Consider the following 14,858-nt stretch of genomic DNA (forward strand, 5'->3'; position numbering starts at 1 on the left):
ACCTCCCCGGTGCTCTTCATTGCAGTAGCGAGTGTTCTGTCAGCGCCTTTGAACTTGTGAAATGGCCAGCGGGGCACTTTAACAACAATGTAATCGATGGCTGGTTCAAACGATGCGGGTGTGCAGCCGGTGACCGTGTTGGTGATCTCGTCCAGCCGGAGCCCGATTGCGATCTTTGCCGAAACCCGTGCGATTGGATAACCGGTTGCCTTGGATGCCAGGGCTGAAGAGCGGGAAACCCGCGGGTTCACTTCGATGACACGGTAGTCCCCGTTCCGGAACGCGAACTGGATATTGCAGCCCCCCTGGACATCAAGCGCCCGGATAATCTTGATTGCCGCACTGCGCATCATCTGGAACTCGTCATCGCGAAGGGTAAGGATGGGGGCAACGACAACGCTCTCCCCGGTATGGATGCCCATGGGATCGATATTCTCCATACCACAGATGATGATACAGGTGTCAGCTGAGTCCCGCATCACCTCAAACTCGATCTCCTTCCAGCCGAGAACGCTCTCTTCGATCAGGACCTGGTGGATCCGCGAGCGCGAGAGACCCAGTTCCACGATCCTCGTGAGTTCTTCGCGGGTATGGGCAATCCCACCCCCTGCGCCGCCCAGCGTGTAGGCCGGCCTGACGACTGCCGGAAGGCCTATGGCAGTAATGGCCTCGTCGATCTGGTTGAGCCCGGTAAGGATGATGCTTTTTGGCACCGGCTCTCTGATCTCCTGCATAAGAGCCCGGAACTTTTCCCGGTCCTCGCCCTTGTAGATCGCTTCCAATGGTGTTCCCAGGATCTCGACATTTTTCAGTGCCCCTTTTTCGGCGAGTTCAGCGGTCATGTTGAGGCCAGTCTGCCCGCCCATGCCGGAGAGGATCCCGTCTGGCTTCTCCTTCTCAATAATCCTGGCGATAATGTCGGAGCGGAGAGGTTCGATATAAATGGCATCGGCCATGCCCGGATCGGTCTGGATGGTGGCGGGATTCGAGTTAACGAGGACGACCCTGACACCCTCTTCCTTCATTGCCCGGCACGCCTGGCTGCCCGAGAAATCGAACTCTGCGGCCTGCCCGATCTGGATGGGGCCCGACCCGATGATCAGGACCTTTTTGATATGCTGCTTCCGGGGCATTATCCGAGCCTCCTGAAGACCCCGTCAAAATAGTGACATTCCGTGTCCTGGGGACCGGCATGGGCCTCGGGATGGAACTGGACACAGTTGATCCGCAGATCCTCGTTCTCGAACCCTTCGACCGAACCGTCGTTGGCATTGACAAAGGTGATCTCGCACCCCTCGGGCAGCGAGTCCGCGTCAACGGCAAACCCGTGGTTCTGGGTGGTGATGAAGATCCTCCCATCGTGATACTTGACCGGCTGGTTGGCACCACGGTGCCCGAATTTCATCTTGAACGTGTCTCCACCCAGGGCGAGAGCTGAGATCTGGTTGCCCATGCAGATCCCGAAAATGGGGAGCTCCCCGATACATTTTTTGACGGTTGCGATGGTCTTTGTCGCAACTTTCGGGTCACCCGGTCCGTTGGTGATGAAGAGGCAGTCGGGCTCGCATCCGAAAACCTCGTCATGGCTAACATCATGGGGGAAGATGTAGAGATCCCCTTTTCTCCGCGTAAGGCTGGTAAGAATATTGGTCTTAAGGCCCAGGTCGATGATGGCAACGCGTTTCCCTTTTCCGGGAATGCGGTAGGGCGCCTTGCATGAGACCTCGGGGATTGGGACACACTCTGAGATCGAGGGGGTCTTCTTTGCCAGTTTCACGGCATACTCGCTGTCATCACTGCCCACAACCAGCGCGGCACGCATAGTCCCGTGGACGCGGGTCTTGATGGTGAGGCTGCGGGTATCGACACCCGAAATACCAAGGAGTTTCTTCTGTTCAAAGTATTCACGGATTGTCGGTCGTGAATCAGGGGCATCGCAGATCTCGCGGCAGACGGCCCCAAGGGCCTTTGTGCTCTGGCTCTGCATATTCTGCCCATCAACACCGTAATTCCCGATTGTCGGGAACGTGAACATCAGGATCTGGCCGGTATAACTGGGATCGGAGAGTGCCTCCATATATCCGGTCATGAGGGTGTTGAAGACAAGTTCGCCACAACATTCGCCTTCAACACCGAATCCATCTCCAACAACGAACTGACCATCCTCAAGACCCAGAACTGCCTTCATGCGTACCCCACCAGAATTTCCATAGTAGATTTGCCTGAAAGGTTATTAACGATAGTGCAGTTGTATGCGGTTTCCTGTTGCCACCTGGCGGGAAACGGCTTGGGGGACTGTATGATGCCGGTTCGGATACCCATTTAAAGGATGGCTTCCGATATTGCATTGTTACCACAAAGGAACAGAGGTGAATCAGTATGGGAACAATCGGACAGAAGATAGTCGGAAGTGACGTAAAGGAGATTGTAAACCTGCTCAACAAGGCCTATTGCGATGAATGGCTCGCCTACTACCAGTACTGGATAGGATCCAAGGTCGTTAAGGGCCCCAACAAGGAAGCAGTCATCAGCGAACTCACGCTCCATGCGACCGAGGAACTGAACCACGCAACCCTGCTTACGACCCGCATTATCCAGCTCGGGGGCACTCCTATCACAAAGCCGCAGGACTGGTATACGTTCACCAATTGCGGGTACGATGCACCAGACGATCCGTTTATCGTGAAGATCTTAGAGCAGAACATCAAAGGCGAACAGTGCGCCATCAAGACGTATAACTCCCTGATGAAGAAGACAAAGGACAAGGACCCGGTCACCTACAACATCCTCCTTACTATCCTCTCGCAGGAGGTCGAGCACGAGGAAGACCTCCAGGCTCTCCTGGAGGATGTCGAGATCATCATGAAAAAGAAGTGAGGATCACTCCTCAACCATTTTTTGTATTTTTCGTATAACCGGCGCACTATCCCCGGGTATAAATACTATCTGCCTCAATTTCCCATCATGCAACAGAGGGAGACCAGGTTTCATGGAACACGTTAACGGAACGGACAAAGGAAACGTTGTGCTGTACGCGCTCTCCACGTGCGGGTGGTGCCAGAAGACCAAGGAACTCCTCCGTGAAATGGGAGTGGCGTTCGATTATACCTTTGTCGACCTCCTGGACGGGAAAGAGCAGGATGACGCGATGAACCGAGTAGAGAAGTTCAACCCGGCCGGCTCTTTCCCCACACTCGTCATCAACAATGAAAAAGCCATTGTCGGGTTCCGCGAGCAGGAGATCCGGGAGGCTCTTGGACAATGACCTTCACCGGCATCAACGAGCAGGATGTTGACCGGGCATACGATGCTCTCCGGAAGGATGCCATGGATGGGGGATACCGCCTTAATCCGGATGCGGAGTTCGTGAAAAACCTTATCCGTGGTCTCCTGAAGAACGAACAGCGTTACGCTTACCGGGCCTGTCCCTGCCGGCTGGCTTCCGGGAAGAAGGAGGAGGATCTTGACATCGTCTGCCCCTGCGATTACCGGGATTCGGATATCGAGGAGCACGGTGCCTGCTACTGCGCCCTGTACGTCAACGAGGCAATCGCAGACGGCACGCGGAAGGTGGCCCCTGTTCCCGAACGCCGCCCGCCCCGCTCGCAGAGGGGAACGATGAAGGAGCGTGCTGTCCAGACGGTTGCAGTGGGAGGAGGGGCGACTTTCGGGAGCCTTCCGTTCCCGGTCTGGCGCTGCAAGGTCTGCGGCTATCTCTGTGCACGTGATCAGCCCCCGGGCATCTGCCCGGTCTGCAAGGCAAAAAAAGAACGGTTCGAACGGTTCCTGTAATTTTTTTGTCTCCTTGCCTCCCCGTTACAGGAAAGTGAAGATGGGGGAGCATCTCTTCCGCAGGTTTCCGGGGTACGATACCCGTTTGAACATTCTCTTATACTTTTCCCGCAAAGATCATGGGCATGGCAGGAACCGTAACGGTCGAAGTTGTCGGCCTGAAAAACTCGGAGTGCTCCCCCTTTCCCTGTGACGATGACCGTACCTGCGGCCTTGAAGAATGCTTCAAATCCGGAACGCTGGTCGCTGCCTTCCAGGCGCTTGCAAATGCCCTGAAAGCAGCGTATGGCGACCGCGTGGAGACGAAACTGACCCTCCTTGATGACGGAACCCCGGTATATATCAGGGAAATTATCGAGCGCGAGCACCCGCCCATCCCCATGATCCTGGTCAATGGCAGAGTAACGAAGATCGGCCGGATCGTCCTTGACCGTACAAAGGCAGAGATTGAAAAAGCGCTGGTATGAAAATCCCCGGGATTTTCATCAGCTTCCTCTGCTGCTTCGCATCATAGCACGCTCTGATCCCGTCGGTGCCATAGCGCGCACCTCATAAAATACCCTCATTTTTCCACCTTTTTCGCAAACGGGGCAAAATTTTTCGTTTTTGCTGGCATTTCTGGTTGCCCCCGGTTTCCGTACCCTGCCGAATTGTTGTGTTCTTCCTGCCCTTTTGCCCTCCAGTTATTTAATGTTTGAGCAATAATCGTGTTAAATTCATATCTGTAAAAATTCATTTAATTCATATCCGCGATGATCTCAATGGATCGGTATCAGCAACATCTTACAATGTCGGGGATTCTTTCTGAATTGTGCCCTGCGGTTCATGACGAGATCGCCACAGCCTCCGGGGTCCTGGTGATCGTATCATGATCGACGGGCTCTTCATCATCTCTCTTGGTATCTTTGTTCTCGGGATCTTCCTGCCCCTTGCCGGCGCATGGCAGGACCGCCGAATCTTCCGGGCCGGATCGCACCTTTGTACTATCGCCGGATCTGTTCTCCTCGGGGCCATCTCGCTCTTTCTCCTCCTTACCGGCAACGACGTTACCTGGACTGCGTACCAGCCGGTTGCCGGCCTTTCCCTCTCGTTTACCATCGACCGGCTCTCCGCCTTCTTCCTGCTCCTGATATCCGTGGTGTCGGCATGCGTTGCCCTGTATGCGGCAGAATACAACGAGCACCTTGAAGGTGGCTTGCGCAGGAATCTCCTGTCAGCCTGCACGAACCTGTTCATCCTCTCCATGGTTCTTGTGGTGGCTTCCGCCAACACCTTCTCCTTCCTTGTCTTCTGGGAGCTGATGGCAGGGTGCTCGTTCCTTCTCGTAATGTACGACTACTCCCGTGCCGCAACAAGAAAAGCGGGGCTCTTCTATTTCGTGATGACTCAGCTCTCGACGCTCTTTGTCCTTCTGGGCATTGTGCTCCTGTTCAGCCAGACCGGCTCCTTTGCCATGGCACCGACCGGCGTCTCACCCGTCTCGGCCATTGCGTTTGTTGCCCTTCTTATCGGTTTCTCCATCAAGGCCGGTATCATCCCTTTCCACAAGTGGCTCCCCTATGCCCACCCCGCGAGTCCGACGCCGATATCGGCCCTCATGTCCGGCGTGATGCTCAAGATCGCGGTATATGGGCTTCTCCGTTTCCTGCTGGATGTGTTCTCTCCCGATCTCTGGTGGGGGATACTCATCCTTGTCATGGGCACGGCAACGGCAGTCCTTGGGATCATCTATGCCCTGAAGGAGTACGATATCAAGGCCATGCTCGCCTACAGCAGCATCGAGAACACCGGCATCATCTTCATGGGTATCGGCCTGTACGTGATCTTCTCTAGTTATCATCTTCCGGATCTTGCCCTGATCAGCCTGCTCTCCGCACTCTTCCATGCCCTCAACCACGCCCTGTTCAAGAGCCTCCTCTTCCTCACGGCAGGTTCCGTCGTCCACGCCACGCACACGCGGGACATCGAGCGGATGGGTGGACTCATCCACCGGATGCCCACCACGGCCGGGCTGTTCTTCGTTGGCGCGCTTGCCATCGCGGCCCTCCCCCCGCTGAACGGATTTGCGAGCGAAGTGTTGCTGTTCATCTCGTTCTTCTCCTCCATTGCGGTAGCAGACCCGCTTTTCAAGGTGCTGCTCTTCCTCTGCCTGGGCCTCTTTGCCCTGACGAGCGCGCTCTCGGCTGCCTGTTTTGTCAAGGCGTTCGGCTCGGTCTTTTTAGCGCTCCCCCGCTCTCCGGAAAGTGGCAGGTCAGAAGAGGTGCCCTTCCTCATGCTGCTTGGCCCGGCGCTCCTTGCATCGGCCTGTGTCCTCCTTGGCCTCTTTGCCGCCCAGATATTCCACCTTACCGGTTTTGCCGTGCCGATGCCCGACCTGTTCCTTGTCGGGCTGCTCCTGCTCGCCATGCTCGTGCTCACGTTTGCGGCCCTCTTCTTTACGGCATCCCGGGACGTGCGGGTTACCGGAACATGGGGGTGCGGGACGCTCTCGCAGCAGCCGGCCATGGAATACTCCGGCCACGGTTTCTCGGAACCCATCGACATCATCTTCTCCACCGTGTACCGGACAAAGATGAAGAACGAACGCACGTTCTTTGACCAGAAGAACTGCATCTTTGCCGAAGGCAGGGCCGGGATCCAGCTCATCAAAGTTTTCGAGGAATACCTGTACCTGCCCGTTGCACGGGCTTCGTATGCAGCCGCGGAGACGGTCTCCCGGTTCCAGAGCGGGTGCCTTGATACGTACCTCCTCTATGTCTTCTGCGCCGTGATCGCGGTCATCGTCTTTCTGGGGTGGCTGGCATGAACCTTGCTTTTGGCCTGTACTTAGTCCTCAACACAGCAGCCGTGTTGCTCATTGCTCCGCTGTTTGTAAGCATCATCAAAAAAGTGAAAGCCTGGGCACAGGGGAGGAGCGGTCCGTCCGTCTTCCAGACCTATCTGACACTCGCAAAACTCCTGAAGAAGGAGACGGTGTATTCGTCGCACTCCTCGTGGGTCATGCGGCTGACGCCCTATGTGAGTATCGCGGCCGTGCTGGTTGCTGCACTCTTCGTCCCGCTTGTCTTCGTTCCCGAGCCGGTCGGCGGGATAGGCAATATCATCCTTTTACTCTACCTCCTCGCGCTTGCCCGGTTCTTCATGGCGCTTGCCGGCCTTGACGCCGGCAGTTCCTTTGGCGGGATGGGCAGCTCACGGGAGATGAGCATCTCGGCCATCATAGAGCCTACGACCATCATCGTCTTTGCCGCGCTGGTCTTTGTCTTCAAATCCTTAAATGTCTTCGACATGTTTGCCGCATCCGCTGCTGCCGGTGCACCGGCCACCCCCACCCTCATCCTGCTGGGTATCTCGCTCTTTATCATCCTCGTGGTCGAGACTTCGCGGATCCCGGTCGACAACCCGGAGACGCACCTGGAACTGACCATGATCCACGAAGGGATGATCCTGGAGCAGTCCGGTAAAAACCTGGCACTTATGGAACTCTCGGCCGCTGTCAAGCTCACGCTCCTTATGGCGCTCCTGATCAACCTCATCGTCCCCTTCGGGCTCACCACAACGCTTGCAATTGGCACGATCGCGGTGGCGACAGTCCTCTTTGTTCTCAAGGCCACGGTCCTTGCCGGGATCATCGGTCTCTTTGAGTCCTCGATGGCGAAGATGCGGTTCTTCCGCCTCCCGAGCCTCTTTGCCATGGCGTTCTTCTTCTCGACGCTCATCATCATCATCGAGGTGTTCGCATGATCGATCCTGCGCTTGTCCAGTCCGTGATCCGGATCCTTTTTGCGGTTGTCATCGTTACGGCAGCCTACATCATCTCAACAAGGAACCTCATCTCGCTGGTATCGGTCTACGCCCTCCAGTCGCTCACCCTTGTCCTGATGGCGCTTGCCCTCTGGTCGCTTGAGGGTGCGACCGTCCTCTTAGCGATCGCTGCAGTAACATTTGTGAGCAAGGTGCTCATCATCCCCTACTTCATCGCAAGCATCCAGGAACGGATCCGGATCCGGCGCGACATTGAGTTCCACTTTCTGAGCCCCACGACCTCTCTCCTCCTCTCCATGGCCCTGATCCTCTTCATCTACATAGCGCTGGCAAATATCCTTGAAGGGACGCCCGCGAGAGAGAGCCTCTTCTTCTTCGGTGCTGTCATCGGCCTCTCGCTGATGCTCATGGGGATGATGGTCACGTTCTCGCGGAAACGGGCCATCACGAAGGTCCTTGGCTACCTCTCGATGGAGAACGGTGTGCTGCTCTTTGGGATGTTTGTCACCGAGCTCCCGTTCATCATCGAGTTCCTGATCATCATCGACCTTGTCATCCTCGTGATGTTAACCACGATCTTAACCGTTGGACTCGATTCCACGCTCGAAGAGTACCACCAGCGTCTCCACCGCTTCCATCTTGTGGGTGACACGGAGGACGGGCCATGATCCTCGCAGCCTTTGTCCTTGTCGCGGCAGCGGCGCTTGCCGCCATTGCACTGGGCCGGACCCATCGCCAGATGAACTCGGCGTGTATCGCAGAGGCCGCTATCTTCCTGGTACTATCGGTCTGGCTCATCCTTTCCTCGCAGATCCCCATGACCTCACTGGCGATCGGGAACGAGTTTTTCTTCATCGACCATCTGGGCCTCTACGAAGTGCTCATTGCCACGGTCATCTTCCTTCTCGCCGCAGTCTATGCCCGGGGGTATGTTGAGAACCTGATCGAGGCGCGGGAACTTTCCCGGGGGAGCCTGAAGCTTTTCTACGGTGCCTGGGCCTTCCTCCTGTTGGTTATCGTCCTTGCATTCTTCTCGGACAACCTTGCCCTCTTCTGGATCTTCACCGAGCTGACAACGGTCATCTCCGCCATGCTGGTCGCGATCCTGTACGCACGGGACAACATCGATGCAGCCATCAAGTACATCTTCATCGCGTCGGTCTCCATGCTCTTCTCGTTCGTCGGCCTTATCTTCCTCTTCGAGATCTCGCGGAGCGTCGTGGGCACCGGCACCCTCAACTGGACCGTCCTGATGCAGCAGGCCGGATCCTTCCCGCCCGGCATGGTGATCGCGGCATTCGCCCTCATCTTCATCGGCTTTGCCGCAAAATCGGGGATCTTCCCCTTCCATACCTGGCTCCCCGAAGCCCATGTGCGGGCGCCATCAGCCGTGAGTGCGATCCTCTCCGGAGTCCTCCTGAACGTGGGTATCTATGGTATCATCCGCGTCTTTGCCATCGTCCACCGGACAACCGCAGTCTCCACGGTCTCGCTCCTGCTCCTGGTCTTCGGCCTCCTGACGGTCTTCATCGCGGCCCTGTCTATGCTTCCCCAGAAGAAACTCAAGAAGCTGATCGCGTTCTCCAGTGTCGAGAACATGGGGATCCTTCTCATCGGGCTCGCGGTGGCAACCCCCCTTGCCCTCTTCTGGGTACTCTTCCATGTGATGGCCCACGCATTCACGAAAGCCGGCCTCTTCTTCTCGGCAGGGATCCTCCACCGACAGTACCACAGCACGCTCTCCCCTGATGCGGTGGACGATATGCGGGATGTCTTCACCCTCCAGCCGGTTGCGGCATGGGGTATCGTCCTTGGCGGTCTTGCCATCACCGGGATGCCGCTCTTCCCGATCTTCCTCTCGAAGTTCTTCCTCCTGGTCCAGCTGGCAGGCTTCTCACCTGTTGCCCTGGTCATCCTTCTCGTCCTGCTCTTCATCGCTGCCGGGGCATTCGGGTATTTTGTGATCCGCACATTCACACAGGTATCCGGTTCCGGGGCACACGCAGAGATTGTCCGTTACCAGACCCCTGCCGGTATGAACCTTCCTGTCATCGTCCTGCTGGTCCTGACCCTCATCCTCGGGACGGTCATCACGTCGGGAGAAGTGGCGTTCCTGAACCAGATTGTCGCGGAGCTGATGTTCTGATGGTTGCAGAGGAGAGCATGGGGAAACGTACGGTACGCGAACTGCTGGGGCTAGGCGCGCTTTCAGGACAGGTCAAAGAAGGATGTAATGGCGAATGGTATCTCCTTGTGAATGAAACGGAGTTCCTGCCGCTTGTCACATCCCTTGCTGCCCGCGAGTGTGCGCTGATCGGGCTCATCTGCACCGAACGCTTCTCGCCCGGCGCACCGTTCTCCCTCCTGTATATCTTTGAGAAAAAAGGCGTCCTCCTTGTCGTTGTTCTTGACACTGCGCAGTCCGCCCCGTCCATTGCCCGGCTCCTGCCCTCGGCCTGCTGGTCCGAACGGGACTGTCGGGACGGTTTCGGTATTACATTCCAAGGATCATTTGATGAGCGTAGGCTCCTGCTCCACGAGACCTATCCTGATGATTACCATCCTTTGAAAAAGGATGTCAGGAACGTACCTCCGATCATGAAATCGTCAGTGGAACCATCCGAGGAGTATCCCTTCCGGAATGTGCAGGGAGATGGCGTGTACCAGATTCCGGTCGGCCCGGTCCATGCCGGTATCATCGAGCCGGGGCATTTCCGGTTCAGCGTGATCGGCGAGAAAATCTTCAACCTTGAGGTCAGGATGTTCTACAAGCACCGCGGGATCGAGAAGCTGGCGGAGGGCAAGCCCGCAGATGAAGTGGTCCGCATTGCCGAAGCGGTCAGCGGGGACGAGTCCGTGGCAAATACCGTTGCTTTCTGTAATGCCGTGGAGAAGATTGCGGGAATGCACGTGCCGGACCGGGCCTGGGCCCTGCGCACAATCTTGATGGAACTCGAGCGGATCGGTTCGCATCTCGGGGACCAGGCCGGCATGCTCGTGGACGTGGCCTTCCCGCTCGGGGCCAGCCAGTTTGCGGTGATCCGGGAGGAGGTGTTCCGGATGAACGACCTCCTTGCCGGCTCGCGGTTCCTGCGAGGGATGGTTGTGCCCGGGGGGATCTCCCGCGATATCCGCACAGAGGACCTGGTGGCGCTTGGGCAGTTTGTCCGGCAGGTCCGGAAGCGGTACCGCACAGGCCTGAAGATCGTGCTCTCGACAGCATCCGTCATCGATCGCTTCTCGCCGACAGGAGTGGTACGGAGATCGATCCTCCGGCCGCTCAACATCACCGGTCCGACAGCCAGGGCGTCCGGGGCGAACGGTGATGTGCGGGTCGATCATCCCTACGGCATCTATGCCCGCCATCTCCCGACCGTACGGGTGCTGCATGACGGTGACGTGCTCTCCCGGTTCACGGTCAGGGCATCCGAGATCCTGGATTCGCTTGACCTGATCGAGCGGCTGCTTAACGCCCTGCCAGACGGGCCGGTACGGGTGGCCTGTGATGCAAAGGATGGTTATGCCCTCTCTCTCGTGGAATCTGCACGGGGCCAGAGCCTCTGCTGGCTCTGGATCCGGAATGGTGTTGTCGAACGCTACAAGGTACGGACCGCCTCGTACTGCAACTGGCTGGCCATTGAGCATGCCGTACAGGGCGAGATCGTCCCGGACTTCCCGCTCATCAACAAGAGCCTGAACCTGTCCTACGCGGGGACAGACCTGTGAGGTGACCCGATAATGGTGAACGTGCTATCCTGCCTGCTAAAAAGGAAAGTGACTGCTGACATCCCTGGGCGGGATGAAGAGATCGAGGCGCTGGGCCGGGAGATCCGCCGCGAGGTCGACGCCGTGTTTGGCGGGAGCCTCGCGATCCGCGAACTTGATACGGGGAGCGACAATGCAGCCGAGATTGAGATCAACAATCTCACAAACCCGCATTACGATATCGAGCGGTTCGGCATCACGTTCGTGGCCTCGCCACGTCACGCCGATGTGCTCCTGGTGACCGGGGCAGTGACCCATAACATGGCGGCAGCGGCAAAAAAGACCTACGAAGCAATGCCATCGCCGAAGTTCGTGGTGGCTGTGGGCGACGATGCCTGCGACGGCGGGATCTTTGCCGGTTCGTACGCCGTGCTCGGTGGTGCGGAGAAGGTCTTTCCGGTTGACCTGAAGATCCCGGGCAATCCGCCAGCCCCAAAGGAGATTCTGACCGGCCTGCTCGCGCTGATGAACAACGCCGGTAAAACCCGCTGATGTCTTGAGACATCCCCCCAAGGACATTTTATTACACCCGCACGATAACCGGTACGTGCAATGAAGCCGGTAAGGAAATGGGGGCCCGGGCCCTATACCGTCGCAGTGATCCACGGTGGGCCGGGAGCACCGGGCGAGATGGCCCCGGTTGCCCGCGAGTTGTCATCGGTAGCAGGCGTCCTCGAACCCTTCCAGACCGAGACAACGCTCGAAGGACAGGTGCAGGAGCTCCGGTCGGTCCTGTCGCAGTATGGGATGCTCCCTGTCACCCTGGTCGGCTTTTCGTGGGGTGCGTTTCTCTCGTGGATGCTTGCCGCCCGGTATCCCGAGCAGGTGAAAAAACTGATCCTTGTGGGATGCCCCCCGTTCGAGGAGGAGCATGCCGCGTCCATCACCAGAACACGGATGGCCCGCCTTAAAAAAACGGACCGCGACCGGGTGAATATGCTTATCGAAGGGCTTGACGGGACCACCGAAGCCGGCAAGAACGCGCTCCTCGCAGAACTCGGTACCCTCCTTGCCCGTGCCGACGCCTACGACACGGCCAATGTGCCGGATGAGGGCTTCCACTGCCAGTACGATGTCTTCCGGGGTGTCTGGGACGAGGCAGCTGAACTGCGGAGGAAGCAGGCGATCCTCCACATGTCCCGGGAGATCCGGTGCCCGGTTGTTGCGATCCACGGCGACTGGGACCCCCACCCGGCCGATGGGGTGAACGGTCCGTTGTCAAAAGCCCTGCCGGATTTTGAGTTCATCCTCCTTGAGAAGTGCGGCCACCGCCCGTGGATCGAGAGGAGTGCCTCCGAGAAGTTCTACAAGGTACTTGTCGAAGCGATCTGATGGTATTCCCGTTTCTGCCCCAATACGATCTTTTTAGAGCCGGGACTGCTATCCCCTCTTCATGAACACAAGCAGGGTCCTTATCCTTGTTCTCGTCCTGGTGGCAGCTGGACTCATTGCAGTACTTGTGATAGGCATACCCTCATGGAGTTTTGTCTCCCCGTCACCATCTGCTCTCGCCCCCGTGGAAGTGCGCTCCTATGAAGGAAAGGACCTCTCATCGATCAACGATTTCCGGGAAAACTCCATTGCCGGCCCACAGCATGTTGATATCAACAATTACCGGCTGACCGTGACCGGGCTCACCAACCGGACCCTTGCCTATACGTATGATGAGGTCCTCGGACGATATCCTCACTTCACGAAAGTCGTAACGCTATACTGCGTCGAGGGCTGGGCCGTTTCGATCCTGTGGGAGGGTGTGCGGGTATCTGACCTGCTTGACGATGCAGGGATCGATTCCCGGGCTAACACGGTCATTTTCACAGCCCATGACGGGTACACGACATCATTTCCCCTGTCATACTTCCGGCAGCGCGAGATCCTCATGGCATTCCGGATGAACGCGGTCACCCTCCCTCCCGAGAGAGGATACCCGTTCCAACTCGTTGCCGAGGACAAGTGGGGATATAAGTGGATCAAGTGGATCGAGAAGATCGAACTTTCAGATGACCCGACCTACCGGGGTTACTGGGAGCAGCGGGGGTTCTCGAATGATGGGGCACTGAGTGGCAGTATTTCAGAGAAGTGATCCTGCCATTGCGACCCCCGTATGCTTCAATCCCCAATAACTTTGCCCTTCAGGACCTGACGGGTCATGGTGATGATCCAGTGGCGGTTCATGAACAGGTGCAGGCAGACGCATAGACCGAGGATAACTCCGGCCCCATCGTGAATATCTGAAATACGGGCTGTCGGCAGGATAAGGTGGTTTGGCCCGAAAAGCCGCAGGAGTACCGTCAGCTTGATGAGCCCGGTCATGATGCTGACCGCAAACACACACCCCATCACAAGATCGATCCCCCACCGTATAACATTCCTGTTCATATGCTTCTCCCGATCAGTGCATAGTGTACCAGGAGAATATCATGCTATGGGATCGGGCAGTGCAAAAAGCCCAAGAGGGGAGGGTTGTAGGATATCTGAGAAGAAGTGCCAGCCTTGTTTTTTGTTCTCACATGGTGCGCTAACAGTCAGTCAGTTCTTTTCCGATCCTCGTTTCCAGCTGCCTGCCGTGCGAGCCGTTCCAGTACAGTTTATGGCACCGATCGCACCAGTAGAACCGTGTGTTCCGCCAGTCGCGGGGGGCGTAATCGGTCCGCTCGATCTCGCAGGTGTTTGCTTCGCGAAGTGTCGTGTTACAGCGCGAGCACCGGCTCAGGGTCAGCCGGCGCTCGATGACCCGGTAATCGATCAGTTGCTGCACCTGCTCCATGACATCCTCGGACCGAAGATAAATGGCCTGCTCCTGTGCGCGCCGTGCAAGTTCAGCGTCCCGGGTCAGGAGGATGCGGTGCTGCTCCCGCGCCATTCCGAGGAGGAGCGTGTCCTCTTTTTTGTTTCCTTCCTCAAGGGAGTTTGCGCTCTCGGTGTCGTAGCCCATGAACCGGAGGTAGCGTGTCAGGGTGCCAAGCATCCTGTCTGCTATGAACCGGGTATCGTTCTGGCTTTCAACCGGCATGGGTCACGACCGCAATATTCTCTCCGCATTTGCTGCACTGGGTTCCGTCAAGGCCGACAGGCTTGCTGGAGAATCCCTGCCGCTCGATAAGGGTGGCCCCGCAGGACGGACAACAGGTGTTTTCGTACCGGTGGTGATAAACATTGCCAAGATACGGGTAGTGAAGCCCGAGCGCTTTTGCCTTCTCGTAGATCTTCTCGAGGGTGGCAACCGGTGTCCCGCCCCGGTCGGTCATCTGGTAATCCGGATGAAACGCCGAAAAGTGCATGGGGGTGTCGGGGCCGAGGTGTTCGATCACCCAGCGGATGAGAGCTTCCTGCTCTTCCATGCTGTCATTCAGGCCCGGGATGACGAGCGTCACGGTCTCGATATGCATGCCCAGTTCGCGGGCAAGCACGGCGGAATCGAGCACCGGCTGGAGATGAGCCCCGCAGACTTTTTTGTAGAAATCGTCCGTGAACGCCTTGATATCCACGCGATATGCTCCAAGCATGGGGGCTAGTTCGCGCAGTGCCTCTTCGGT

At 57.3% G+C, this 14,858-nt stretch carries 16 protein-coding genes and 1 pseudogene; 12 read left to right on the forward strand and 5 right to left on the reverse strand.

What is annotated here, in order from left to right:
• Positions 1 to 1,133: carbamoyl-phosphate synthase large subunit (carB, locus tag CW742_RS00830; protein WP_292415523.1), on the reverse strand; the 1,133-nt coding region annotated here is incomplete at its 3' end.
• Positions 1,133 to 2,188 carry a glutamine-hydrolyzing carbamoyl-phosphate synthase small subunit gene (carA, locus tag CW742_RS00835; RefSeq protein ID WP_292415524.1) on the reverse strand — a complete coding sequence of 352 codons (1,056 nt, stop codon included), beginning with the start codon at positions 2,186 to 2,188 and terminating at the stop codon, positions 1,133 to 1,135. The genes carB and carA, both read right to left, overlap by 1 nt.
• A gap of 191 nt (positions 2,189 to 2,379) precedes the next feature.
• On the opposite strand from carA, the gene CW742_RS00840 reads away from it, so the two are divergent.
• From CW742_RS00840 to CW742_RS00895, 12 genes are all read left to right on the forward strand, one after another.
• Complete coding sequence (locus tag CW742_RS00840) at positions 2,380 to 2,877, forward strand: ferritin-like domain-containing protein (protein WP_292415525.1); 498 nt, start codon at positions 2,380 to 2,382, stop codon at positions 2,875 to 2,877.
• Positions 2,878 to 2,989: 112 nt separating this feature from the next.
• Positions 2,990 to 3,265 carry a glutaredoxin family protein gene (locus CW742_RS00845; protein ID WP_292415526.1) on the forward strand — a complete coding sequence of 92 codons (276 nt, stop codon included), beginning with the start codon at positions 2,990 to 2,992 and terminating at the stop codon, positions 3,263 to 3,265.
• Positions 3,262 to 3,792: a ferredoxin-thioredoxin reductase catalytic domain-containing protein gene (locus CW742_RS00850; protein ID WP_292415527.1), complete on the forward strand. Its 531-nt coding sequence runs from the start codon at positions 3,262 to 3,264 to the stop codon at positions 3,790 to 3,792. Before CW742_RS00845 ends, CW742_RS00850 begins: the two co-directional genes overlap by 4 nt.
• Before the next feature lie 119 nt (positions 3,793 to 3,911).
• Positions 3,912 to 4,259, forward strand: coding sequence for a hypothetical protein (locus CW742_RS00855; protein WP_292415528.1), 348 nt, complete (start codon positions 3,912 to 3,914; stop codon positions 4,257 to 4,259).
• A gap of 401 nt (positions 4,260 to 4,660) precedes the next feature.
• A complete protein-coding gene (locus CW742_RS00860) occupies positions 4,661 to 6,598 on the forward strand; it encodes a proton-conducting transporter membrane subunit (RefSeq protein ID WP_292415529.1) in 1,938 nt (645 codons plus the stop codon).
• Positions 6,595 to 7,536, forward strand: a complete 942-nt coding sequence (locus CW742_RS00865) for a respiratory chain complex I subunit 1 family protein (protein ID WP_292415530.1) — start codon at positions 6,595 to 6,597, stop codon at positions 7,534 to 7,536. The genes CW742_RS00860 and CW742_RS00865 overlap by 4 nt, the downstream gene beginning before the upstream one ends.
• Complete coding sequence (locus CW742_RS00870) at positions 7,533 to 8,225, forward strand: hydrogenase subunit (protein WP_292415531.1); 693 nt, start codon at positions 7,533 to 7,535, stop codon at positions 8,223 to 8,225. The genes CW742_RS00865 and CW742_RS00870 overlap by 4 nt, the downstream gene beginning before the upstream one ends.
• On the forward strand, positions 8,222 to 9,703 hold the full coding sequence (locus CW742_RS00875; protein ID WP_292415532.1) for a proton-conducting transporter membrane subunit: 1,482 nt from the start codon (positions 8,222 to 8,224) through the stop codon (positions 9,701 to 9,703). The genes CW742_RS00870 and CW742_RS00875 overlap by 4 nt, the downstream gene beginning before the upstream one ends.
• Positions 9,703 to 11,283: an NADH-quinone oxidoreductase subunit C gene (locus CW742_RS00880; protein ID WP_292415533.1), complete on the forward strand. Its 1,581-nt coding sequence runs from the start codon at positions 9,703 to 9,705 to the stop codon at positions 11,281 to 11,283. The genes CW742_RS00875 and CW742_RS00880 overlap by 1 nt, the downstream gene beginning before the upstream one ends.
• A 12-nt stretch (positions 11,284 to 11,295) precedes the next feature.
• Positions 11,296 to 11,814 (forward strand): NADH-quinone oxidoreductase subunit B family protein, encoded by a 519-nt coding sequence (locus CW742_RS00885; RefSeq protein ID WP_292415534.1) that lies wholly within the window; start codon positions 11,296 to 11,298, stop codon positions 11,812 to 11,814.
• Positions 11,815 to 11,874: 60 nt separating this feature from the next.
• Positions 11,875 to 12,654 (forward strand): alpha/beta fold hydrolase, encoded by a 780-nt coding sequence (locus CW742_RS00890; protein WP_292415535.1) that lies wholly within the window; start codon positions 11,875 to 11,877, stop codon positions 12,652 to 12,654.
• Between the two features lie 61 nt (positions 12,655 to 12,715).
• Positions 12,716 to 13,405, forward strand: coding sequence for a molybdopterin-dependent oxidoreductase (locus CW742_RS00895; RefSeq protein ID WP_292415536.1), 690 nt, complete (start codon positions 12,716 to 12,718; stop codon positions 13,403 to 13,405).
• Between the two features lie 26 nt (positions 13,406 to 13,431).
• Here CW742_RS00895 and CW742_RS00900 read toward each other — a convergent pair whose 3' ends face one another.
• From CW742_RS00900 to CW742_RS00910, 3 genes and pseudogenes are all read right to left on the reverse strand, one after another.
• Positions 13,432 to 13,701, reverse strand: a complete 270-nt coding sequence (locus CW742_RS00900) for a hypothetical protein (RefSeq protein WP_292415537.1) — start codon at positions 13,699 to 13,701, stop codon at positions 13,432 to 13,434.
• Positions 13,702 to 13,840: 139 nt separating this feature from the next.
• A complete protein-coding gene (locus CW742_RS00905) occupies positions 13,841 to 14,335 on the reverse strand; it encodes a Mut7-C RNAse domain-containing protein (RefSeq protein ID WP_292415538.1) in 495 nt (164 codons plus the stop codon).
• A pseudogene (locus CW742_RS00910) lies at positions 14,325 to 14,858 on the reverse strand (AmmeMemoRadiSam system radical SAM enzyme); the annotation flags it as partial. The gene CW742_RS00905 and the pseudogene CW742_RS00910, both read right to left, overlap by 11 nt.

It is taken from the genome of Methanoregula sp. (assembly GCF_002835825.1).
In the GTDB taxonomy this organism is placed as follows: domain Archaea; phylum Halobacteriota; class Methanomicrobia; order Methanomicrobiales; family Methanospirillaceae; genus Methanoregula.

Excerpts from the sequence above, each read along its gene's own strand:
- carA (WP_292415524.1), bottom strand. The coding sequence starts at position 2,188 with ATGAAGGCAGTTCTGGGTCTTGAGGATGGTCAGTTCGTTGTTGGAGAT.
- CW742_RS00840 (WP_292415525.1), top strand. The coding sequence starts at position 2,380 with ATGGGAACAATCGGACAGAAGATAGTCGGAAGTGACGTAAAGGAGATT.
- CW742_RS00845 (WP_292415526.1), top strand. The coding sequence starts at position 2,990 with ATGGAACACGTTAACGGAACGGACAAAGGAAACGTTGTGCTGTACGCG.
- CW742_RS00850 (WP_292415527.1), top strand. The coding sequence starts at position 3,262 with ATGACCTTCACCGGCATCAACGAGCAGGATGTTGACCGGGCATACGAT.
- CW742_RS00855 (WP_292415528.1), top strand. The coding sequence starts at position 3,912 with ATGGGCATGGCAGGAACCGTAACGGTCGAAGTTGTCGGCCTGAAAAAC.
- CW742_RS00860 (WP_292415529.1), top strand. The coding sequence starts at position 4,661 with ATGATCGACGGGCTCTTCATCATCTCTCTTGGTATCTTTGTTCTCGGG.
- CW742_RS00865 (WP_292415530.1), top strand. The coding sequence starts at position 6,595 with ATGAACCTTGCTTTTGGCCTGTACTTAGTCCTCAACACAGCAGCCGTG.
- CW742_RS00870 (WP_292415531.1), top strand. The coding sequence starts at position 7,533 with ATGATCGATCCTGCGCTTGTCCAGTCCGTGATCCGGATCCTTTTTGCG.
- CW742_RS00875 (WP_292415532.1), top strand. The coding sequence starts at position 8,222 with ATGATCCTCGCAGCCTTTGTCCTTGTCGCGGCAGCGGCGCTTGCCGCC.
- CW742_RS00880 (WP_292415533.1), top strand. The coding sequence starts at position 9,703 with ATGGTTGCAGAGGAGAGCATGGGGAAACGTACGGTACGCGAACTGCTG.
- CW742_RS00885 (WP_292415534.1), top strand. The coding sequence starts at position 11,296 with ATGGTGAACGTGCTATCCTGCCTGCTAAAAAGGAAAGTGACTGCTGAC.
- CW742_RS00890 (WP_292415535.1), top strand. The coding sequence starts at position 11,875 with ATGAAGCCGGTAAGGAAATGGGGGCCCGGGCCCTATACCGTCGCAGTG.
- CW742_RS00895 (WP_292415536.1), top strand. The coding sequence starts at position 12,716 with ATGAACACAAGCAGGGTCCTTATCCTTGTTCTCGTCCTGGTGGCAGCT.
- CW742_RS00900 (WP_292415537.1), bottom strand. The coding sequence starts at position 13,701 with ATGAACAGGAATGTTATACGGTGGGGGATCGATCTTGTGATGGGGTGT.
- CW742_RS00905 (WP_292415538.1), bottom strand. The coding sequence starts at position 14,335 with ATGCCGGTTGAAAGCCAGAACGATACCCGGTTCATAGCAGACAGGATG.